This is a genomic window from Streptomyces sp. NPDC002309 (genome assembly GCF_053593375.1).
The window spans coordinates 29,655-51,443 of the sequence record NZ_JBSFCI010000016.1; the positions used below are offsets into that span (position 1 = coordinate 29,655).

The 21,789-nt window shown below is 71.6% G+C and carries 18 protein-coding genes and 2 pseudogenes; 6 read left to right on the forward strand and 14 right to left on the reverse strand.

Annotated features, from left to right (window positions below; genetic code table 11):
* Window positions 1-100: 100 nt before the first annotated feature.
* The 7 genes and pseudogenes from ACWCPM_RS15455 to ACWCPM_RS15485 form a co-directional block, all read right to left on the reverse strand.
* On the reverse strand, window positions 101-907 hold the full coding sequence (locus ACWCPM_RS15455; protein WP_450976672.1) for a hypothetical protein: 807 nt from the start codon (window positions 905-907) through the stop codon (window positions 101-103).
* Window positions 904-2,007: a hypothetical protein gene (locus ACWCPM_RS15460; protein ID WP_450976673.1), complete on the reverse strand. Its 1,104-nt coding sequence runs from the start codon at window positions 2,005-2,007 to the stop codon at window positions 904-906. The genes ACWCPM_RS15455 and ACWCPM_RS15460 overlap by 4 nt, the downstream gene beginning before the upstream one ends.
* Window positions 2,008-2,104: 97 nt before the next feature.
* Window positions 2,105-2,395: pseudogene (locus ACWCPM_RS15465) on the reverse strand (DUF4365 domain-containing protein); the annotation flags it as partial.
* Window positions 2,396-3,041: 646 nt separating this feature from the next.
* On the reverse strand, window positions 3,042-3,251 hold the full coding sequence (locus ACWCPM_RS15470) for a DUF6243 family protein (protein ID WP_450976674.1): 210 nt from the start codon (window positions 3,249-3,251) through the stop codon (window positions 3,042-3,044).
* Between the two features lie 323 nt (window positions 3,252-3,574).
* Window positions 3,575-5,119, reverse strand: coding sequence for a hypothetical protein (locus ACWCPM_RS15475; RefSeq protein WP_450976787.1), 1,545 nt, complete (start codon window positions 5,117-5,119; stop codon window positions 3,575-3,577).
* Between the two features lie 147 nt (window positions 5,120-5,266).
* A pseudogene (locus tag ACWCPM_RS15480) lies at window positions 5,267-5,485 on the reverse strand (putative dsRNA-binding protein); the annotation flags it as partial.
* 239 nt (window positions 5,486-5,724) lie between these two features.
* Window positions 5,725-6,213 carry a GNAT family N-acetyltransferase gene (locus ACWCPM_RS15485; protein ID WP_450976675.1) on the reverse strand — a complete coding sequence of 163 codons (489 nt, stop codon included), beginning with the start codon at window positions 6,211-6,213 and terminating at the stop codon, window positions 5,725-5,727.
* 1,224 nt (window positions 6,214-7,437) lie between these two features.
* Between ACWCPM_RS15485 and ACWCPM_RS15490 the strand changes: the two genes are divergently transcribed.
* Window positions 7,438-8,823: an MFS transporter gene (locus ACWCPM_RS15490; RefSeq protein ID WP_450976676.1), complete on the forward strand. Its 1,386-nt coding sequence runs from the start codon at window positions 7,438-7,440 to the stop codon at window positions 8,821-8,823.
* Between the two features lie 43 nt (window positions 8,824-8,866).
* On the opposite strand, the gene ACWCPM_RS15495 is transcribed toward ACWCPM_RS15490, so the two are convergent.
* From ACWCPM_RS15495 to lnt, 4 genes are all read right to left on the reverse strand, one after another.
* Window positions 8,867-10,816, reverse strand: a complete 1,950-nt coding sequence (locus ACWCPM_RS15495) for a helix-turn-helix domain-containing protein (protein WP_450976677.1) — start codon at window positions 10,814-10,816, stop codon at window positions 8,867-8,869.
* Window positions 10,817-10,892: 76 nt separating this feature from the next.
* The gene (locus ACWCPM_RS15500) at window positions 10,893-11,693 is read right to left on the reverse strand and encodes a 3-hydroxybutyrate dehydrogenase (protein WP_450976678.1); all 801 of its coding nucleotides are present in this window, start codon (window positions 11,691-11,693) and stop codon (window positions 10,893-10,895) included.
* A 58-nt stretch (window positions 11,694-11,751) separates the two neighbouring features.
* Window positions 11,752-12,228, reverse strand: a complete 477-nt coding sequence (locus ACWCPM_RS15505) for an NUDIX hydrolase (protein WP_450976679.1) — start codon at window positions 12,226-12,228, stop codon at window positions 11,752-11,754.
* Between the two features lie 68 nt (window positions 12,229-12,296).
* Window positions 12,297-13,907 carry an apolipoprotein N-acyltransferase gene (gene lnt / locus ACWCPM_RS15510; protein ID WP_450976680.1) on the reverse strand — a complete coding sequence of 537 codons (1,611 nt, stop codon included), beginning with the start codon at window positions 13,905-13,907 and terminating at the stop codon, window positions 12,297-12,299.
* Window positions 13,908-14,136: 229 nt separating this feature from the next.
* Between lnt and ACWCPM_RS15515 the strand changes: the two genes are divergently transcribed.
* A complete protein-coding gene (locus ACWCPM_RS15515; protein WP_450976681.1) occupies window positions 14,137-15,192 on the forward strand; it encodes an O-antigen ligase family protein in 1,056 nt (351 codons plus the stop codon).
* A gap of 77 nt (window positions 15,193-15,269) precedes the next feature.
* Here the strand turns inward: ACWCPM_RS15515 and ACWCPM_RS15520 are convergent, their stop codons facing one another.
* Window positions 15,270-15,818: a hypothetical protein gene (locus ACWCPM_RS15520; RefSeq protein WP_450976682.1), complete on the reverse strand. Its 549-nt coding sequence runs from the start codon at window positions 15,816-15,818 to the stop codon at window positions 15,270-15,272.
* A 107-nt stretch (window positions 15,819-15,925) separates the two neighbouring features.
* Window positions 15,926-16,711 carry a glutamate racemase gene (locus ACWCPM_RS15525; RefSeq protein ID WP_450976683.1) on the reverse strand — a complete coding sequence of 262 codons (786 nt, stop codon included), beginning with the start codon at window positions 16,709-16,711 and terminating at the stop codon, window positions 15,926-15,928.
* 39 nt (window positions 16,712-16,750) lie between these two features.
* Between ACWCPM_RS15525 and ACWCPM_RS15530 the strand changes: the two genes are divergently transcribed.
* Window positions 16,751-17,944: a glycosyltransferase gene (locus ACWCPM_RS15530; RefSeq protein ID WP_450976684.1), complete on the forward strand. Its 1,194-nt coding sequence runs from the start codon at window positions 16,751-16,753 to the stop codon at window positions 17,942-17,944.
* A 13-nt stretch (window positions 17,945-17,957) separates the two neighbouring features.
* On the opposite strand, the gene ACWCPM_RS15535 is transcribed toward ACWCPM_RS15530, so the two are convergent.
* Window positions 17,958-19,217 (reverse strand): TerD family protein, encoded by a 1,260-nt coding sequence (locus tag ACWCPM_RS15535; protein ID WP_450976780.1) that lies wholly within the window; start codon window positions 19,215-19,217, stop codon window positions 17,958-17,960.
* A 312-nt stretch (window positions 19,218-19,529) separates the two neighbouring features.
* Between ACWCPM_RS15535 and ACWCPM_RS15540 the strand changes: the two genes are divergently transcribed.
* The 3 genes from ACWCPM_RS15540 to ACWCPM_RS15550 all read left to right on the forward strand — a co-directional run bounded on the left by ACWCPM_RS15540 (window position 19,530) and on the right by ACWCPM_RS15550 (window position 21,620).
* Window positions 19,530-19,955 carry a DUF6643 family protein gene (locus tag ACWCPM_RS15540; RefSeq protein ID WP_450976685.1) on the forward strand — a complete coding sequence of 142 codons (426 nt, stop codon included), beginning with the start codon at window positions 19,530-19,532 and terminating at the stop codon, window positions 19,953-19,955.
* Window positions 19,956-20,019: 64 nt separating this feature from the next.
* Window positions 20,020-20,841, forward strand: coding sequence for an MOSC domain-containing protein (locus tag ACWCPM_RS15545; protein ID WP_450976686.1), 822 nt, complete (start codon window positions 20,020-20,022; stop codon window positions 20,839-20,841).
* A gap of 176 nt (window positions 20,842-21,017) precedes the next feature.
* Window positions 21,018-21,620, forward strand: coding sequence for an Rv1733c family protein (locus ACWCPM_RS15550; RefSeq protein WP_450976687.1), 603 nt, complete (start codon window positions 21,018-21,020; stop codon window positions 21,618-21,620).
* Window positions 21,621-21,789: the final 169 nt, after the last annotated feature.

Sequence of the window (21,789 nt, forward strand, 5' to 3'; positions counted from 1 at the left end):
AGTCAGCACGGGACAGGTGAAGACGGATGATGACGTGGGCTTTTGGTCAGCACCAAACCAGCACGGGAGTCAGCACCGCGCACCGTCACATCACCCTGAACTACGCGTCCCGGACGAGCGAGGCCCCCGGGCTGTTGATCGAGATGTCTGACGTCTCAATCACGCTGCTCGGGGGCCTCGTTGGCGCAGCCGAAGAAGCACAGCCGGTCCGCCGAGGGCAACGACCTCGGCGTCCCGTCCCGGGTCTTCCCGCAGTGGCTACGGTGCACTGGCTGCGACATGCTCGGGTTGCTCGCCCAGTTCGACTACCGCAATACGCATCCCTTCCCACCGCAAGGTCGTGGAAGTTGGCGAACTGGGCCGGTGGCGGCTCGTCGAGCGTGTCCCGGGCTGGAAGCTCGTCGGCCTCCTTCGGGCCGCGGGCTGATCGGCTGGCGGTGTCGATGAGCTGCTCGGGTCTGGCGACCAGGAGGACGTCGACACGGTTATCGTCAGCCAGGGTCCTGATCTCTTCCGCGTAGATGCTCACGGCCTTGGTCAGGGCTGCCGGCTGGCCGGCGGTCTCGATGGCGCGCAGGTCGCGGCCGCTGATCGCCCGCGTGTTGCGGTCGCTGAAGACAAGGGTGGTGTGCAGACCGCGGTCGGTGTCGCAGCCGGGGAATTCCGGGAAGAGATGCGGGAACTTCTCGTCCTTGGCCGGGATGGGTTCCCGGCAGCGCTCCAGCCATCGGCGCAGCCCGTCGAGTTGGTCCGCAGGACCGACCAGGCCGACGCGGATCGCCCTGGGCACGTCGGCCGCGCCGAGATCGGCGGGACCGTAGTTCGTGATCCCGAACCGTGGATCGATGTGCCGGGCCGCTCCGCCGAATTCCAGTTCTGGTTCGTCAAGGATCACCGAGCTGATCATCGACCTCGCCTCGCACCGCTCGCCCGTCCCTGATGGGGCGTCCGCAGCCCTGCAGACCTGGCTTTGCTTCCAGGGCTTCTTCGCCGAGGAACGCCCTCGTCGCTCTCGCCGTCCTGGAGCAGGCTGAGAAGATCCTGGGTGTCCGCATCCGCGACAGCCAGTACAGCGTCCAGACCTTCCTGGCCTCCGGCGGACGGGTCCTGGCCGTCCTCGGGTGCGGCCCCGGACGGCGCCGGCCCCCACAACAGGTCGTCGATACCGCGCTCGACCGTCATGGTGGCCAGCTCGCCGAACCGGACGGGCCGTGCCTCCGTGAACAAGCCGGCGTCCTGGCGCAGGTAGTTGGCCCACATGCGGGTCCAGCCTCGGACCGCCGGATGCCGGTCGAGACGTTTGATCCCCGCCAGGAGCCGGTCGGCGAAAGGGTATTCGGTGTACCCGTCGGTGGTGAAGCAGTAGTCCGGTTCCAGCCGGCAGTACCAGACACCGTCCAGGCGCCGGAATCTCGTGCGCAGTGCGGCGTGGTGGTAGTAGCCGACGCGCTGTGGGTCGGACTTCGAGGTGTGCGGACCGAACACGGTCCGGCCGCGTGATCCGGGTCCCTTGCCCGCCTTGCGGGGTCCCAGGTGCGAGGTCGCGCGAAAGTGCATGTGCTTGCGGTCCTTATGCCACCGCAGTTCCGGATAGGAGCCCTGAACGGTCCGGGAGAGCAGGTCAGCGAAGCGGTGCTGGGTGTCGAGGTCGTTGCTGTCCGCCCACTCTCTGGTCTCGTGCCGCTCGGGATCTCCGTCACAGAGCACCCGCAGAGGCGAGTCCCGCAGGTCGTGGAACGACAGGACCAGGTTGTCCCGCAGGATCCAGCCGGACTCACGCCGGCCCTGCGTCTCCAGTGCGCCACCGGCCGCGCGGTAGTCAGTGAAGGCCGTCGGGGCCAGATGCACGGTCGGCGGCATCTCGATGACGGGCAGCAGGTTCGTGGTCAGCACTTCGGTGATCGGCGCGGGCCGCAGGTACAGGCCCGTCGTCCGCGGCATCGCCAAGCGCAGCAGTGCCTGCGCGGCGTCCCGGTCGAAGCGCTGGGTGTGCTTGTCGATGTCCACGCGGCGGGTAGCACGGCTGACCGCGTCCGGGAACGCCGCCTTTGACCTCCACCCACCACGCCTCATCGCTCCCGGGGTGGGAAAAGACCAGGATTACCGGCGAGTTACAGGACAGCCAGTGATCAAGATCGCGCTGGTCGCAGAGATAGTGGAAGTCGTCGTCCGTCTCGCCAGAGAAGCGCCGGTCCCGCGCTTTGCTCTGGACCAGCAGGGTCAGGTTCAGCACGGCACGGCTGTCGGGGTCGACTAGATCGATGTGTCCGTCGATGCCGTGATCGACGCGCCGGGGATGGAAGAGGTGGCCCATCTCCAGGCAGCGTCGCTCGATCAGGGCGATGCCCTTCTCACCGATGAACGTCTGGCGCGTAACAGTCTTTCGATCAGCCATCGCCCCACCCTCCTTGCTGGACACGGCCCGTCGACAAGTAGCCGACTGAGGTGCTCATTCAGGGTATGTGGCACCACTGACAGTCAGGCCCGACCGCATCCAGCGCTCCGCTGACGATCAGCCGTGACGATGCCTGTGCCGACACCATTTTCGAGACCGTCACCAACGACGAAAGCGAATGAGCGGCACCGGGCTGCACCAACTCGGCGTATCGGGCCACTCGCACTTTGGGATGTGATTTTCGCAGGTCAGCGACATGGTGAAGTTCATGCACTGAACCCGATTTCGACCATCCGCCCACCGGGCCTGCCGCCGGAGGCACTCGAACCTCTCTAGACGGCTTACTGCACCCGACTCAGACTCGAAGGGCCCGCTGAGGCGCGTCGACGCTGGCCAACTCAGCGAGGCGGTGTGTCGCCCGGGCTGGGCACATGGAACGCGCTGGTGGTGACGCTGCGGGTGCAGCTCGGGGTGGTGACATGACGGGGCTGCTGAATCTGCGGCTGCCCCGGTTGGTCGGCTGAGACGCGGGTGCTCGGCCGAGAGCTGAGCGGGGCAGGCCGCGCCTGGTACGGCAACAGGGCCCGGACCACGTGTCGCGGTTCGGGCCTTGCCCCGTGCGGTGCCGCCCTGCGGTGGCGGTGCGTCAGCTCTGTACGGTGTTGTCGCCCGTCTGCCCGACGCCCTCGGCTGCGGCTGTCTTCTCGCGCATCTTGCGCACCAGCTCCGCCTTCTGGTCGGCGGCACCCTGGCGGTCGAGGTTGCGGTGCGGACCGTTGTTCTGCCGTTCGGCGCGGGACAGCTTCTTGCGCTGGCCGCCGCCCATGCCCACGGGGTTGTTGATGTTCTTGCTCACGGGTTCTCCCGGAATGTTGTGAAGTGATCTACGGATTCATCGGTGGGGGGGACGGGCACGGCGAAGTCGAAGGACGTCAGCAGGGGCCCATCACGCTCTCACTCGTAAATCGGCGTCTGGAAGAACATGAGCAAGACGTTACCTGGTCCCGTCGGCTCCGCATACCAAGTTTTTCGCCGTCCCGGCGTCGGCCGGGCCTTCGGTGAGCGCCCAGGGGTAGCCGTTTCCTTCCAGAGCCAGCGGGGGCTCTGCAGCGCCATTCCTGTCACACCCTTGCCACGCTGAAGCGGAGCGAAGAACGTGGCCCGGCTCGGGTTGCGGGCTCACGAATACGGCTGCTTGTCCTGTGCTTCCGCAGGTCCGTCGGCGACTTGCTCAATGAGCCGTCGCCGGTCCTTCGGCCCGGAGGCGTAGGCGTCCATGCCTGCGGCGGCCAAGGGATGAAGTGGATCTGTCTCGAGATCGCCGTGCAGGCGCAGCAGTACATGGTCGTCAGCGACCAGGCAGTCGGTGTACGGAAGGGTGTGCGACAGCAGGCGGGCGAAATCGTCGCAAGCCGCCCGGACGTCCACCTTGTCGAGGCCGAGCCAGAGGTGCAGCGTGCCGTCCTGAACCGTCAGCTCGACGTCGATGCGGGTATCGGCCGCCTCGGCGGCTTCGCCGCCCCACTTCAGGGTCTCGTCCAGCGCGCCGAGGTGGATGGGGAGCGGGCGGAAGATCTCCTGACGCATGTCGTCGCGGACCGTGACGCCGGTGGCCGGGGCCTGATCGCGCCACCAGTCCTGCACGACGACGCGAACGAAGGCGGCCTTCGGCCCGCTGCTCAGCGCTCGCCGTACGGCGTCCGCCGCGTTTCGCCGAACCACGCTCGCGACGTCTGATCCAGGTTCGGCAGCCATACGGCGTAGGAGCGATCCAGGCCCGAGTCGGGTGTCGTCGAGGACCTTCGGGTACAGCTCGCGCAGGGCGTCCGGTACGGCTGTGCCGTCCGGCCCGAGCAGCTGGCGGATGCGTTCTGCCCAGGCAAGAAGCGCCTCGGTGTCGCCGGTGGTGAGGAGGTCGGTGCCGAGGTCGCCGCGGGCGAGCATGCGGGCGCGCTGCCTTTCCGTCGGCTGGCCGAGGCCATCGAGTTGGGCGCGCAGGAGGAAGACGAGCAGGTCCCGTTCCGGGGCGGGGAGATCGTTGACGGCACCGTTGACGGGGGTGGCGAGGATGTCGAGGACGGCCTCGGCGGTCGCCCTCTTCGCCTCCGGCTTCCCGGGGGTTCCGGGCAGACGCTCGGTCCACCGGTGCACACGGCCTCGAGCGTCCCGCAGCCTGATCGTGGCGGTGAAGCTCTTCAGGTGGTCCGGCCCCGAGACGTCGTACGTGTAATCGTGGTCGATCCCGTATGTGGTGGCCATGGTGGCGAGGATGGTCACCGGGTCGTGCTGGTGTTCCAAGGCGGAGAGCCAGTCGTCGAGGACGGCGGGCCGGCGCCTGAGCAGCCGAGGCCCGTGGATGCGCCAGGCTGTGGCGACGACCGCCTGGGTGGCGTCCGACACCGCTGTGCGGCTCTGTCCGCTCTCACCGCGGCTCGTCAGCAGCCCTTCGGCGAGCTGGAGGGTCGCACCGAGCCGGGCGGTGTCATCGTCAGAGGTGGTGAGGATGCGTGCCTCGTCCTCGTCGGGGGTGAGGCCGTGCGCGAGGGCCTGGCGGACGCGGACGTGAGCGGCGAGGTGGTTCACCACGTGCGAGCCGTGGTGGGCGAGGAGGTGGTTGTCGCGCTGGCGGGCGGCGGTCGCCACCGCCTGGTTCTCGTGGACCCAGGAGGCATGGGTGAGGGCTTGGGCGAGGAGCCCGTCCGCGCGATGCCCAAGCTCGAACATCGCCGCCAGGTCACTCACGACATCCCGATGTCGGTTGCCCGGCTGCGCGTAGGGCAGCGGCGACGCGGTAGGCAGGTTCGCGGGTGTCGCCTTCCGCTCGGCGCCCGCCGCCGCAGCCACCTTTGGGTATGCGTCGAGCAGTGCTCGTGCCGCCGCCGCCCGCGCCGCCTTCTTGGACTGGCCGGTGCCTTCCGCCGTGCAACCTGTTCCGGTGCGGACGGTGGCGCGGAAGACCTTGCGGTGGTCCGGGCCCTCCTCGTCGTAGTCGTAGGTCAGTCCTCGATCAGGGATGGGCGGCCTACCCCTGGGCGGCGGCCCGGCTGCCCGCCGCCTCGGATGCGCTGCAGCCCTACAGCGCGGGTACACATACTGAGTAGCGAATCGTGCGAACGGTCGTCTGCGAGGCGCACGGCACCCTGGCGTTACTCCGGTTTATCGACGCCCTCCGCGAAGAACGTCGCCGGCGGCCCGGCCCCAACCGTTTCTCTTGGCCGGATCGAGGGTCATTGAGGCGACGGCACACACGGAGCGCGCGGCGTCCAGCGGCTCCTGCATGCCGGCCACCATGCAGGCGAAGCCGGTGCCCCGCCAACCGGCACACCGCGTCATTCCGGAGGAATGCGAAACTCGAATTCGGGACGGTCCCACGGCACGGCGGGCGGGTTGGCAAACACGGTCCCGGTCCGCACCGCACCAACGCGGTGGTAGAAGTCCTCGGCGGGAAGATGCGACACGACCTTGAGACGGTCGAGCCCGGCGGCACGGGCCTCGGACTGCATGTGCGCCACGAGCAGCCGTCCAATACCCCGTCCTTGCACTTCGTCGGCGACGAACAGCAGGTCAAGCTCCGGTGGCACGAGCACGAGCGAGTAAAATCCGAGCACGCGGCCTTCATGCTCGTCAGCGCCGACGGCCACAAAGGCGCGGTGGGCCTCGATGTAATCAGGACCGACCCGGTAGCCCGCGACTGCGGCCGCGTACTTACCCTCGTAGGCGCCTGAGCCACGCACGAGCCGCGTGAGCCGTTTGGCATCCCGCGCAACGGCCCTCCGTATCGTGATCGGCTGGCCGATCGGCGAAGTGCGTGAACTCATCGGGGCAGTATTTCGCACCGGGGTGTGTCTTCGTGCGGCGGGTCGGCTGCTCAGGCAGGCGTTCCTGCACCGCTCCCGGGAACCGTCTGCCCAGGCCCCGATCGACCAGGTCACCGTCGCCGCATCGGCCGCCCGCCGACAGCAACTGGGACGCCCGAACCGCTGCGGAGGAGCCGGAGAACAGGGTGGTCAACCGCTGCTGCCCCTGAGCCTGCCGTGGCGAGAGCCGGCCTGTGCAGGACGACTTCAGGCTGACCTCGTGAGCCGCATCAGGAGACGCTGAACTTTGCGCTAGCAAAGGAGAGAGTCCTGGTTGATCGCACCAAGTCCCCGAGTCGTGTGTTGCGCATCGGGTCGTATAACGCGTGCCGTCGCTGCGTTCTTGCTTCGGGTGGCTCCCAAGAGGACAACCGAGTGCAACGGCGCCCGCACCGGCGTGGGGGACCCACCCGTGCGGAAGCCCCGCCAGGCCGCACCCGCGGCGCTTCTCGTCGCACGCCGCTCTCACACGCCTATCACCGACTGCGTCGACTCCTCTGGACCAAAAGCCCCTGACCTGGCATTACGCGCTCACCTTGGACTGACCTGGACGCCCACGGACGGTCTCTACAACCTGTGCCATGTGGTATCGCGGCCCACTCGCTAGCACCACGTACCACTCATCAAGATCCGGCCCAGGTGCGGACCGACTCAGCCTGGCACTCGATGTTCCCGCTCTTTGTCGCAAGTCAGGAGCGAGGTCAGGCGTGTACCACCAGCAGACGAAGAATCTGCTGGGACGAACGCGCCACCACCACACCGCAGCGCTCTGTCCGTGCCCGCAGAGCCGAACGGTAAAGCCGGGTCGAGCCATCAGTCAGGTCGCCTACCACGCAACGGCCCTGAGCCGATCAGCCACAAGATGTCCGAGTTCAACGGAGCGTAGTCAGCACCAAGTCAGCACGGGACAGGTGAAGACGGGTGATGACGTGGGCTTTTAGTCAGCACCAAACCAGCACGGGAGTCAGCACCGTACCGTCAAATCATCCTTAACTGCGCGTCCCGGACGGCACCCGTTTCGACCGCCATCGATCCCCTGAGTCGCCTTTCCACGAGCCGGCATGGTGGCTGCACGCATAGCCAACCCTCGAACTATGTTGCCCCGCCACATGTGCGCCTGACCTGCATGTTTCTACCGTGTGGCGACACGTACCCGTCCCCACCGCACACGAGGAAGTGGCGCACATGACCTCCGCAGCATCCGCCCCACCGACGCCGAACAAACTGAAGCGCATCGTCGCCGCGTCCCTCATCGGCACCACCATCGAGTGGTACGACTTCTTCCTCTACGGCTCCGCCGCCGCGCTGGTCTTCAACCAGTTGTTCTTCCCGGACGAAGACCCGCTCGTCGGCACGCTGTTGTCGTTCCTGACCTACGCCGTCGGTTTCGCGGCGCGGCCGCTCGGCGCGCTGGTCTTCGGGCACTACGGCGACCGGCTCGGTCGCAAGAAGCTGCTGGTGCTGAGCCTGTTGCTGATGGGTGGGGCGACCTTCGCGATCGGCCTCCTGCCGACGCACGCCACGATCGGCAGCGCGGCCCCGGTGCTGCTGACGGTGCTGCGGCTCGTCCAGGGCTTCGCGCTCGGTGGCGAGTGGGGCGGCGCCGTCCTGCTGGTCTCGGAGCACGGGGACGCGCGACGCCGCGGCTTCTGGGCGTCATGGCCGCAGACCGGCGCGCCCGCGGGTCAACTGCTCGCCACCGGTGTGCTGTCCTTGCTGACCGCCGTCCTCTCCGAGAGCGCCTTCATCGGCTGGGGCTGGCGGATTCCCTTCCTGCTCTCCGGTGTGCTGGTGATGGTGGGGCTGTGGATCCGGCTGTCCGTCGACGAGTCGCCCGTGTTCCAGCAGGCGCGCGCCCAGGCCGAGGCGCGCAGGTCCGACAGCACCGCACAGGCCGAGAAGACGCCCCTGGTCGCCGTGCTGCGCCACCACTGGCGTGACGTCCTGGTGGCGATGGGCGCCCGCATGGCCGAGAACATCAGCTACTACGTCATCACCGCCTTCATCCTGGTCTACGCGACCACCGCCGCCGGCATCTCCAAGCAGACCGCCCTGAACGCCGTGCTCATCGCGTCGGCCGTGCACTTCGCGGTCATCCCGCTGTGGGGCGCGCTCTCCGACCGGATCGGCCGCCGTCCCGTCTATCTGATCGGCGCGGTCGGCGTCGGCCTGTGGATGTTCCCGTTCTTCTCCCTCATCGACACCGGCGGCTTCGGCAACCTGATCCTCGCCGTGACCGTGGGCCTGGTCCTGCACGGGGCGATGTACGCGCCGCAGGCCGCCTTCTTCTCCGAGATGTTCGCGACCCGGATGCGCTACTCCGGCGCCTCCATCGGCGCCCAGTTCGCCTCCGTCGCGGCGGGCGCGCCCGCCCCTCTGATCGCCACCGCGCTACTGTCGGAGTACGACAGCTCCACACCGATCTCGCTCTACGTGATCGCCGCGGCGCTCCTGACGATCGTCGCCGTCGCGGTGGCCAAGGAGACCCGCAACCGGGATCTGAGCGCGGTCGACGCCGACACCGGTCCGGCGTCCTCGAAGGCCGAGCCGGCCGACGCGCACACCGTCTGAGACCCGTACCGCCGGCCCTCGCACGCTCCGTCGCGTGCGGGGGTCAGGTGCGTGTCGGGGAGCTCGCCAAGCGGTGCAGTCGCAGGGCGAGTTGGATCTCCAGGGCACGGGCCGGGGTGTGCCAGTCGTCGCCCAACAGGCGGCGCACGCGCTCCAGACGCTGGGCCACCGTGTTGACGTGTACGTGGAGTTCGTCCTTGGTGCGGGCCGGGCTCATCCCGCAGGCGAAATAGGCGTCCAGCGTCCGCAGCAGATCCGTCCCCCGGCGCTCGTCGTACGCCACCACCTGTCCGATCGTGCGGTCGACGAATCCGGAGATGTCCCGGTCGCCGGCCAGCAGCACGCCGAGGAAGCCGAAGTCCTCGGCGGCGGCGCCGTCCCCGCCGCGGCTGAGCAGACGCAGGGCGTCCAGGCAGCGCCGTCCCTCGTCGTAGGCGGCGGCGACCGCGTCCGGGTGGGCGGTGAGGTCCTCGACCGGGGCGGACGCGCCCACCGTGACCGCCTCGTGGACGGCCGTGCCCAGGTGCCGGGCGGTACGGCGGGCCAGGTCCGTCGCGGTGTCACCGGTGTCCAGGGGCAGCAGCAGGACCGTGCCGCCGTCACGGGCCGCGGCCAGACCGTGCCGGGTGGCGGCGAGGTGGGACGCGGCGGACCACAGGCGCCGGCGCGCGTCCGCCTCCTGGTCGGCGTCGGCCGCGGGACCGTCGAGGCGGGCGGCGAGGACGACATGGGTGGCGTCGAGGTCGGCGTGCAGCCGGGCCGCGCGTTCGCGCAGCAGGCGCGGGTCCCGGTCGCGGGCGTCGAGCAGGTCGTCGAGGAGCTCGCCGCGGACACGCTGCTCGGCCTCCGCCGCGGAGCGCCGGGCGAGCAGCAGCAGTGAGGTGACCATCGCCGCGCGCTCCAGCGTGCGTTGGTCGACGGGGTCGAGCCCGGGCTGGCCGCGCAGCACGAGCGCGCCGAACAGTTCACCGCCCGCGGCGACGGCGGCGATCCAGTCGCCGGCGTGCCGGACCGCGTGCTTCTCGGTGCGGAAAGCCTCCAGGGCCCGCGCGGGTGTCGCGCCGGCGTCGGTGAACTCGACCGTGCCGTCGAGGACCTCGGAGACGGCGGCGGCCACGTCGTGCACCCCGCCGCCGCGCAGCACCAGCTCGGCGAGCCGGTCGTGCACGTCGGAGGCGCGTTCGATCACGCCGCTGCGGTCCCGGATGATCTCGTTGGCGCGCTCCAGGCCGGCGAGTGCCGAGCGGGTCTCGGTGAGCAGGTTGGCGGTGTCGATGGCGGCGGCGGCCAGGGCGGCGAAGGAGCCGAGGAGCGCGATCTGCTCCCGCTCGAAGACCCTGGCGCGCCGGTCCGCCGCGAAGAGCACGCCGATCACGTGGTGCCCGAGCATCAGGGGAACGCCGAGGATGGCGACGAGCCCTTCGTCCCGCACGCCCGTGTCGATGGTGTCGGTGTGCTGGAAGCGGCCGTCCTTGAAGTAGTCGTCGGTGACGTACGGCCGGGCCGTCTGCGCGACCAGGCCGCCCAGTCCCTCCCCCATGCCGAGCCGCAACTGCTGGAAGCGGGCCGCGACCGAGCCCTCGGTCACCCGCATGTAGGTGTCGCCGCGGGCCGGGTCGTTCAGGCTGAGGTAGGCGACGTCGGTGCCGAGCAGCGACCGGGCGCGCTGCACGATGGCCTGGAGCACGGCGTCCAGGTCGCGCAGCCCGGCCAGATCGTGCGCGGTCTCGAAGAGCGCCGACAGCTCGGCCTCCCGGCGCCGCCGCCCCTCCAGCTCCGAGCGGACGCGCAGCGCGAGCAGCTTGGCGTGTTCGAGCGCCGCGATCCACGAGGCCGGCCTGCCCTGGGCGCGGGCCAGCGGCACGGGCTGCTCGTAGGCGTCGGCGGACGCGCCACGGGCCAGCAGCTCCAGGAACGGCGCCTCGGCGCCGTCCAGGGGCGCCTCGGGGTCCCCGGTGGGGCGCTCGGCGGACTGCACGTGATCGCGGGACATGGTCACAGGATTCCTCATCGCCGGGCCGCCCCGTCAGCCCTGTGGAAAACTCCGGGCACCCCGAAGAAGGGTCGAACTAGTGCGCGGTCCAGCCGCCGTCGAGCACGAGCGACGCACCGGTCATGAAGGACGCCTGCGGGCCGCACAGGTAGGCCACGGCCTCCGCCACCTCCTCGGGCTCGATGAGCCGCTTGACCGCGCTGTCCTGGAGGATGACCTCCGACAGCACGCGTTCGTGGGGGATGCCGTGCGCCCGGGCCTGGTCGGCGATCTGCTTCTCGACCAGGGGCGTGCGCACATAGCCGGGGTTCACGCAGTTGGAGGTCACGCCGTGCGGCGCCCCTTCCAGGGCGGCGGTCTTGGACAGTCCCTCCAGACCGTGCTTGGCCGCCACGTACGCCGATTTGAAGGCCGAGGCGCGCAGGCCGTGCACCGAGGAGACGTTCACGATGCGGCCCCAGCCCTGGCCGTACATGTGCGGCAGCGCCCCGCGGATGAGCCGGAAGGGCGCCTCCAGCATCACGGTGAGCACGGTGTGGAAGACCTCGGGCGGGAACTCCTCGATGGGCCGCACCAGCTGCAGTCCGGCGTTGTTCACCAGAACGTCCGTGCCGGCGGCCGCGGCCTCGGCGGCGTCCAGGTCGGTGAGGTCGAGGACGCGCGGTTCGACGCCGCCCGGCAGGCCCGCCGCCTGCTCGGCGAGCGCCTCCAGGCCCGACTGGTCCCGGTCGACCGCTCTGACCTCGGCGCCGGCGGTCGCGAGCCGCAGGGCGCAGGCGCGGCCGATGCCACTGGCGGCGCCGGTGACGAGGGCCGTGCGGCCGCCGAGGTCGAGCAGGGGGGCGTGGGGGCCCGGGAGGGCACGGGACGCGGTCATGGGGTCGACCCTAGGCAGCCCTCGCCCGGCGACCCATATGGTCAGCCCCCATACTTCGCTAGAAACTGGTGGGGTCGAACCATGTGGGTGAGTCGATCAGGGCCTGCTTGATCCGCAGCCGCCCGAACTCATGGAGATCAGGCAGCGCGTCGACCTCGAACCACGCGACGTCCAGCGACTCGTCGTCGTTCACGCGTGCCTCCCCGCCGATCGCCCGGCAGCGGAACGTGATGTCCATGAACTGGCAGACGTCGTCGTTGTCGTACGTGACCGGCCTCAGCGCCTGGACCGTCACCACCCGCTCCGGGCGGCACCGCACCGCGGTCTCCTCCAGCACCTCCCGCACGGCACAGGCGGCGGGCTGCTCCCCGGGGTCCGGGATGCCCCCGATCAGCGACCACCGTCCCGTGTCGGAACGGCGGTTCAGCAGCACCCGGCCGTCGTCGTCGAAGACGACCGCGGTGACCCCGGGGAGCCACAGCAGCTGGTGGCCGGCGGACGCCCGCAGGGTGCGGATGAAGTCAGGAGTAGCCATGGGACCGACCCTAACGGGAGCCGTCCCCGGTCCCGGACGGCTTCCCGGCGTGTACGGCCGGCGTACCGCTACCGGCCACCCGCGCGCCGCCCGCGCGCGGCGGCGGCCGCCCAGCCCAGGCCGCCCGCGGCGACCAGCACCACGGCGACCTCCGGCAGGATGCCGAACCGGGTCGCGGGGGTCCGGGAGGAACGCAGCGGCACCTCCTGGACCAGCGAGTCGGCGACGAACATGCCCGTCCGCCGGCTGACCGTCCCGTCCGGCATGATGATCGCGCTGACGCCGCTGGTCACCGGCACGGCGACGGTCCGGCTGTGCTCGACGGCGCGGACGCGGGACATGGCGAGCTGCTGGTAGGTCATCTCGCTGCGGCCGAAGGTCGCGTTGTTGCTCGGTACGGAGATCAGCTGCGCGCCGTCGACGACCTCGGAGCGCACGGCCCAGTCGAACGCCGCCTCGTAGCAGGTGACGAGGCCGACCGTGGCACCGTCCATGGCGAACACGCCCGGATCGCCGCCCCGGCTGAAGTCCTGGCGGACCATGGACGTCCAGTCCTTGTTGATCATGTCGAGCATCGAGCGCAGCGGCAGGTACTCGCCGAACGGCTGGATCTGCCGTTTGTCGTAGGTGTCGACGGGCCCCTTCCGCGGGTCCCAAAGGATCTGCTCGTTGAGGAGTCTGCCGTCACGCAAGACGACGGCGCCGACCGAGACGGGCACCCCGATCGACTTGGCCGCCCCGTCGATCACCGCGTAGGCGTCGGGGTTGGCGAAGGGATCGATGTCGGAGGAGTTCTCCGGCCACAGCACGAAGTCCGGCCTGGCCACCTTGCCCGCCGCGACCTCGGCCGCGAGGCGCTCGGTCTCGCGCGCGTGGTAGTCGAGCACGGCCCGCCGCTGGGAGTTGAAGTCGAGTCCCGCGCGCGGGACGTTGCCCTGGATGACGGCGATGGTCGCGGTGCCGTCCTCGGCCCGGTCGCTCACCAGCGGGCGCGCGGCGAACGCGCCGATCAGCGGCACCGCCGCGCAGAGCAGCGCCACGGCCGCCGCACCCCGCCGCACCGCGCGCGTGCGCCGCGCCGTCAGGCCCACGCGCACGACGTCGTACAGCCCGAAGCCGCACAGGACGACCGCGAAGCCGAGCACCGGTGTCCCGCCGACCGCGGCCAGCGGCAGGAACAGGCCGTCCGCCTGCCCGAACGCGATCTTGCCCCAGGGGAAGCCGTTGAAGGGCACGCGCGCGCGTGCCGCCTCACCGGCGATCCACACGGCGGCCGCCCACACGGGCCACCCGGGCAGCCTGGACACCGCCGCGACGCCCACGCCCACCAGGGCCACGAAGAGCGCCTCGATCACCACCAGCGCGAGCCAGGGTCCGGGGCCGACCTCCACGCCGGTCCACACCAGCAGCGGCAGCAGGAAGCCGAGGCCGAAGAGGTAACCGAGGCCCAGGGCCGCCTTCCAGCCACGGCCGCGCAGGACCCAGCCGAGGACGGCGAAGGCCGGCAGCGCGAGCCACCACAGCGTGCGCGGCGGGAAGCTGACGTAGAGGAGCACTCCGGAGAGCGCTGCGGCGGCGGCCGGGACCAGGCGGCGCAGCGACCGCGCGGCGCGCGACTCGGGCGCGGTTCGCGGGGTTGCGGCGTCCGACTCGTCCACGGAGGTTGCGGTGACGGTCACTCCGGGAGTCTACGGCGGCCCGCTTCGCGGCCGACAGCGCGGTCGGGACGCTCCGTCGCACGGCCGCGGCGCCGTTCCCGGGCAAGTCGGTGACACACGTCCTCAAACCGCCCACAAGCCGTTACGGTGTGGCCGAGCCCAGGTCGCGCGACGGGACGGCCCGGGCCCGAACAGGTCGGGGGAACGACCGGTCTCGGGGGGACGGGTGGGGTCCACGGGAGTGACGTCTGTGCCCGAGGCGCAGGCCGACGACGGAAGACGCGGCGCCTCGGACGCGGCGGGGGTGGTCGTGCTCGGCGCCTGTGCCCTCTGGTCGCTGATCACCGCGGCAGCGCACGGCGGCCGCCCGGAAGGCGAGCTGCTGGCGGTGCTGGCCGTGACGGCGGGATACGCCGCGGGCCGCGTCTGCGGGGCGATCGCCCCGGTCGCCGCGCCCGTGACCGCGGCGCTCGCGGGAGCCGCGCTGACGATCACGGCTCCCCACCTGCCCCCCGGACCGCCTCCGGTCGCGCCGCTGGGACACGCGGGTGCCACCGCAGCCCTGCTGGCACTCGCGGTCGGCGCCGCGTGCTGCGCCGCCCGGTCCACGGCCCTGCCCGCGCTGCGACCGGCCCTGTGGGCGCTGGCCGTCGCGATCGTGGCGACGGCGGCCGTGCTCGGCACGATCACCGGGGTCGTCGCCTGTACGGGGGTGCTGCTCTGCTCGCTGGCGGCCGGCGGGCGCATGGGCCACCGGGGGATCGGCCTCGCCGGACTGGCCGCGGCGGCGGCGTCGGTGACCGGGCTGACCTGGGCGGTCGCGGGGGGCACGCTGCCCACGGGACTCGCCTCCGCCCTGGAGGGGCCGCTGACCGGGCACCGGGTGGAGCTCTGGCGCGACGCGCTGGCACTGGCGCGCCAGGACCCCGTCACGGGGGTCGGTCCGGGGCGCTTCGGGGAGCTCAGCGCCACCTCGGCGGCCTCGCCGATGTCCGATGGCAAGCCGCACTCCGTACTACTTCAGCAGGCGGCGGAACAGGGGGCCGTTGGAGTGACGCTGCTGGCCGCGGCCTTCTGCTGGTTGCTGTACGCGTTGTGGCGCACCGCGCGGCCCACACCGGTCGCGCTGAGCGCGGCGGCGGCACTGACGGCGCTCGCGGCCATCGCCGCGGTGGGCAACGCGCTCAGCTTCACGGCGGTGTCGGTCGGTGCCGGTCTGCTCGCCGGGCTGGCCACGGCTCGGCCCTTGGTCCCGGCGCCCACGCGTGGGCGGGACGTCGTCGCTTCGGAGAGCCCGGTGCCCTGATCCGCGGCCCCCTCACCGCGAGGTCCGTGTGCCGCACCGGCGACGCGACGGGGCAGCCGCTCCCGACGGGCGAGGCGTCAGCGCACGGCGCCCGGCGTGGTCGGCCGCAGGCGCTCCTTGATGACCCGGACCGCCGCCTCGGCGTCGTCCACGGTGATCGTGAACGTATGGCCGTCCCACAGCCGCAGCTCCAGTCCCTCGCCGCACCGGACGACGACCGCGGTGCCCTTCTCCGGCCGCCAGCGGTAGCCCCAGCCACCCCACTGGCGCGGGGTGACGTGCGGTACGAACTCCGCGCCCGCGACCTGCGACAACGGGATGCGGCGGCGCGGCACCCCGATGTGGCCGCAGCGCACCTCGAGGCACTCCTTGTCCACCCGCAGCGCGACGTGGACGAAGGCGAGTGTGCCGAACAACACCAGCAGTCCGGCGGCGATGCAGCCGACGACGGACATCACCAGCGGTGCCAGGCCCTCGTCCGTCCACGCGGAGGCGACGGCCAGCTGGATGCCGAGCGCCAGGCAGGCGGCGCCGACCAGCGCCAGCAACCACTGGACCCGGTTCGTCGCCCGGCCGGTCCAGATGTCGGGGTGCGAGGTGCGCTTGCCGTGGGGGTGGTGCCTCATGTCATTGAGACTACTCAGGTTTCGCTGAGCGGGTAGGGGGTCGCTCACGGTGACGACCGGGCGCGAGGACCGGCGCGGACCGAGATGTTCCGGTCAGTGACCGGGGGTCACCGGACGGGGCTGGCGGCCGTGAGCATGCGGCCTTCGGCGTACGTCAGCGCCGCCGCGGGCAACGCGCCCTCGCGGCCGCTCAGCAGGACCGTCACCGCGCCGGACCGCGTGGCCGACGGGTCGGCACGCGCGCCGATCCGCCGCAGCGCCTGGGCGGCGACCGCTCCGGCGGATCCGTGCAGGACGAGCGGAGGCAGGCCGGGGCGCTGCACGGCGGCACGGATGCGTTCGGCGACCAGTTCGTAGTGGGTGCAGCCCAGTACGACGGTCGTGACGTCGTCGGGGGTCAGCTCGGCGGCGGCGCCGACAGCCGCGGCGACGGCCGTCTCGTCGGCGCGTTCGACCGCCTCCGCGAGGCCCCAGCAGGGGACCTCGGTAACGTCCACGCCGTCGGCGAAGTCCTCGATGAGCCCGCGCTGGTACGGGCTCCCGGTGGTGGCGGGCGTCGCCCAGATCGCGACGGGTCCCCCGCCGGCGGCGGCCGGCTTGATCGCCGGGACCGTGCCGACGACGGGCAGCGCGGGTTCCAGACGGGCGCGCAGGGCGTCCAGGGCGTGCACGGTGGCGGTGTTGCAGCCGACGATGAGCGCGTCGGGACGGTGTGCGGCGGCCGCCTCGGCGACTGTCAGGGCGCGCTCGGTGAGGTCCTCCGGCGTGCGCGGTCCCCAGGGCATGCCGTCGGGGTCGAGGGAGAGCACGAGATCGGCGTCCGGCCGCAGGCGCCGTACCGCTGCGGTGGCCGCCAGCAGACCGATTCCGGAGTCCATGAGCGCGATCTTCACCCGGTCACGATAGACGATGGCCCCCTCGCGGCCGTCCCCGTGGGGCAGACTGCGCGGGTGAGCGCCCTCCTGTGGATCGTCGCCGGATCTCTCGCCGCCTGGCTGTGGCTGCTGCTCTGCCAGGGCTTCTTCTGGCGCACGGACGTACGGCTGCCGCCCCGGACCCCGCCCGCCGTCTGGCCGTCCGTCTGCGTCGTCGTCCCCGCGCGCGACGAGGCCGGGGTGCTCCCGGCCGCCCTGCCGTCGCTGCTCGCGCAGGACTATCCCGGGCGGGCCGAGGTGTTCCTGATCGACGACGGCAGTACGGACGGCACCGGGGGGCTGGCGCGCGAGCTGTCCCGGCGGTGCGGAGGGCTGCCGCTGACCGTGGACGCACCGGGCGAGCCGCCCTCGGGCTGGACCGGCAAGCTCTGGGCGGTACGCCACGGAATCGCCCTGGCACGCGCGCGTGATCCCGAGTACCTGCTGCTCACGGACGCCGACATCGCGCACGCGCCGGACAGTCTGCGCGAGCTGGTGGCGGCGGCGCACAGCGGCGGCTTCGACGTCGTCTCCCAGATGGCCCGGCTGCGCGTCGTCAGCCGGTGGGAGCGGCTCGTCGTGCCGGCCTTCGTCTACTTCTTCGCGCAGCTGTATCCGTTCCGCCGGATCGGCCGGGAAGGCGCGCGGACCTCGGCCGCGGCGGGCGGCTGTGTGCTGCTGCGCACCGAGGCCGCCGCGCGGGCACGCGTCCCCGACGCCATCCGGCACTCCGTCATCGACGACGTGGCTCTGGCGCGGGCGGTCCGCGCCGGCGGCGGGCGGATCTGGCTGGGGCTCGCCGACCGGGTGGACAGCGTGCGTCCCTATCCCCGGCTGCACGATCTGTGGCGCATGGTCTCGCGCAGCGCCTACGCCCAGCTGCGGCACAACCCCCTCCTACTGGCCGGGACGGTCGCCGGACTCGCGGTGGTGTACCTGGTGCCGCCGGTCGCGCTCGTCGCGGGCCTGGCCCTCGGGAGCACCGCGACCGCCGTGCTGGGCGCGCTGGCCTGGCTCGTGATGACGGGGACCTACCTCCCCATGCTCCGCTACTACGCGCAGCCCCTGTGGCTCGCTCCGCTGCTGCCCTTCACCGCGTCCCTGTACCTCCTCATGACGGTCGACTCGGCGGTGCGGCACTACAGGGGACGGGGTGCGGCCTGGAAGGGCCGCACCTACGCGCGTCCGGACGCCCTGCCCGACGAGGGGTGAGCCGGCCGCGGACTCACTTGCGGCCGGGCGTCCAGTTCATGCCCCACCCGTAGGCGTGGTCGACGGCGCGCTGCATGCTCACCCCGCGGTCGGGGACCAGATAGCGGGCCTCGCGCTGGACGACCAGGTCCTGGCCGGTGTTCGTGATGAGCGCGAGCGCGCACACCGGGGAGGGGACCGTGCACTCGTCGAGGGAGAACTCGATCGGTGCGCCGAACTGCGGACGCAGGGTGACCGTGGCATGCAGGTCGGCGAAGGAGCGGGCGCCCTCGTAGATGGTGACGAAGACGAGGATGCGCCGGAACGCCTGCTTGTGGTCGAGGTTGATGGTGAGGTTCTCGCCGTCGGCCGCGGCACCGGTGCGGTCGTCGCCGTCGAGGTGGATGTACGGCGGTCGGTTCAGCGACCCGAAGGTGTTGCCGAGGGCCTGTACGACGCCTTTGCTGCCGTCGCTGAGTTCGAACAGGGCGCACAGGTCGAGGTCGAGGTCCGCGTGCAGGGCGACCGCGCGACCGCGCTTGCTGCCCCATCCCGAGAACTGTTTGCGCACCTGCCAGTTGAGGTTCACGCGCATGGCACCCGACGTTCCGCCCTGCTTGGTGAGCGAGACCGAGGGGGACGCCTTGGTGAGCGTGACCTTGGTGAGCTGGACGGGTGCGGGCGGGGCGACCGGCGGCGCGACCGGGGCGGGGGGCGGGGTGACGTGCGACGGCCGGGCGGGGGCGACGGGCGGCGCGCCGGGCGCGGTGTGCTGCGGCTCGTCCACCGTGATGCCGTAGTCCGTGGCCAGGCCCTCCAGTCCGCTGCTGTACCCCTGGCCGACGGCACGGAACTTCCAGGCGCCCTGGCGCCGGTAGAACTCACCGAGCACGTACGCCGTTTCGACCGTCGCGCCCGTGCTGTCGAACCGCGCCGCCACGGTGCCCGGACCGGCGTCCTTGACCTCGATGTACAGATCCGGCACCTGCGCGAACGTCCCGCCGTCGGAGGACGCGACGAGCACGACCGTCTCGATGGCCGGCTCCACGCGCGCGAGGTCGACGATCAGGGTGTCGGTGACCCGGCCGCCGTCGTCCCGCTTGCCCTCGTGCCGGACCGCCCCGGAGGAGTGCCTCGGCTGGTTGTAGAAGACGAAGTCCGCGTCCGAGCGGACCTTCCCGCCCACCAGCAGCAGCGCCGAGGCGTCGGTGTCGGGCACACCCGGCCCGGAGCGCCACCCCAGTTCCACCCGCAGCGCCGTCGTCGGCACCGGGACGTTCGATCCCTTCGGCATTGACATGTCCGCCCCCATCAGCTCTCCCCACGCCAGGTCTCACGCCCCGGCGTCCCATCGCGTTCGTCGCCGTCTCCCAACGTATTGCCCATCCCGCGGAACGCACATGAGGAGTACGGGAGGAGTACGGAAAGAGAATGGTCAACCGCCGGTAACCCCCCGGGAGCTGAGCCTTTACACGATCCGAACACCGCCCGATGCCCTTTTTTCCCAAGTTCGCTCGCATTGGGGATCGCACGTCACCGCCGACACGGAAAACAACCCTCTTATCGGTCTCCCCAACCAGCACATCGTTGGCTTAACTTATGTGCCATGACCTCCCCCCGCTCCACCTATGGCGGCGGCTACTACTCCGCCTCCTTCCCGGACACCCCGATCTACGACTCGCTCGTGGCCGAACGGGGCACCCCGCAGATCGCCCCGATCCGGGTCCCCGCCGCGTACGACACCCCCGGCAGCCACCTGCCCGCCCTGCCGTCCGCGCTGCCCGCCCTTCCGGCGGCCCCCTCTCAGCCCATGTACGGCTACCCCCAGGCGCAGCAGCCCGCTCCGCTGCAGCAGGCACCCACGGCGTACATCCCGCAGCAGGCGGGCCCGCCGCGCGGCTACCCCGGCCCGCAGCAGCCCCGCCCTGCCGCGCCCGGCACGGGTTACGAGGCGATGCGCCCGGCGGCGCCCCGGCCCAACCCGGCGCCGTACCAGGACCCTTACAACAACCAGCAGTACCGGGGTTACTGATCTCCCGGTGATCTCTCGGTGAGGTCTCGGTGAGGCCGTCGGCGCCGGCTGGCACGATGGCCTCATGGGGAACGCGGAGCTGCTGTCGATTCATGTCCATCCGGTCAAGGCGTTCCGGGGCCTGGCGCCCCGTGAGGCCGTCGTCGAGCCATGGGGTCTGGCCGGGGACAGACGCTGGGTGCTGATCGACGACGGGGGAAGGGTCGTCACCCAACGTCAGCACCCGCGTCTCGCGCTTGCCGCCGCCGAGCTCGTGCCCGGCGGCGTCCGGCTGTCCGGGCCCGGCCTGGAGCCGCTGACCGTGCCCGTCCCGGAGGCGGCGGGCACGGTCACGCTGGACATCTTCGGCAACAAGGTGGAGGGGGTCCTCGCCGACGGGTCCGCGCACGCGTGGTGCAGCGCGTACCTCGGTGTGTCTGCGCGCCTTGTCCACATGGACGACCCGGCCACGCGCCGGCCGGTCGATCCGGACCACGCGCTGCCCGGCGAGACCGTCTCGTTCGCCGACGCCTTCCCGGTGCTGCTCACCTCGGCCGCTTCGCTGGACGCCCTGAACTCGCTGATCGCCGAGGACGGTCCGGCCGAGGAGGGCCCCCTGCCGATGAACCGGTTCCGGCCGAACGTGGTCGTGGGAGGTAGCGCGCCCTGGGCGGAGGACGGCTGGCGGCGGATCGCCGTCGGCGAGGTCGAGTTCCGGGTCGCCAGGATGTGCGGCCGGTGCGTCGTGACGACCACCGACCAGGAGACGGCCGAGCGCGGCCGGGAGCCCCTGCGCACCCTCGGACGGCACCGCCGGATCGCCGGCCGCCTGATCTTCGGACAGCACCTCGTGCCCCGCGCCCCGGGCACGATCCGCGTCGGTGACGCGGTGCGCGTCCTCGAGTAGGCCATGCCGCCGGGGTGCGCCGGGCGGGAACCCGCGGGCGTGACCCGGGCGTTGGACATCCCGTGAGGCGTTCGTGAGAGATCCGGGGACCAGGTGATGCCGCTCACTCCTTGACCGGTACGGGGGGGGTGAACGGCTCCGCCGGGGGGTGTCATGGAGCGGGAGGGGGGCGGAAGATGCTCGCTGTTCGCGGCCTGTGGCGCTGGCGGCACAATCCGCTGTGCCGCACGACCGACCTCAGGGAGGCATGGGTGGCACTGGCCGCCCTGCTGTTCGTATTCCTCGTCGCGCCCGTCATCGGCGCTGTCGCCGGCTCCGCCGCCCAGGACGCCCTGCACCGGTCGGTCCGGGAGCAGGAGGAGTCCCGTCACCTGGTGACGGCCACGGTGATCCGGGAGCTGGAGAGGCCCACGCTCGCCGCCGACCCCGAGACGGCGGCGGCGGACACCGGAACGTGGGTGCGGGCCCACTGGACCGCCCCCGACGGCACCGAGCGGCACGGGCCCGTCGCCGCCCGGCTCACGGACCCCGCGCCGGGCGACCGGTTCACGTTCTGGGCCGACGAGCAGGGGCGTGCGGTGGCGCGCCCCCTGGACCCCGCGACGGCGACGACGCACGCCGTGCTCGCCGGGTTCGGCGCGGCACTGCTGACCCTGTGCGTGATCGAGGGCGGCAGACGGCTCGTCGTGTGGCGCATGGTCCTTCGCCGGTACGCGCGTTGGGACCAGGAATGGGACCGGGTGGGCCCGGACTGGGGCAGGACCGGCACCGGCATCTGACGGCCTTCCGGCTCCGGTCAACCCGGCGTCCGCGCGCACGCTACGGTGGACCGGCCGAAGCGAATTTCGGCATCGACCTGCGCGCGAGCCTGCTTCAGGGGCGCGCCGGTGTCGAGCGCGCGAGCGTGCGACGGTCACAGGGGCCGGGGCGCGGTCGCGGGTCCGCACC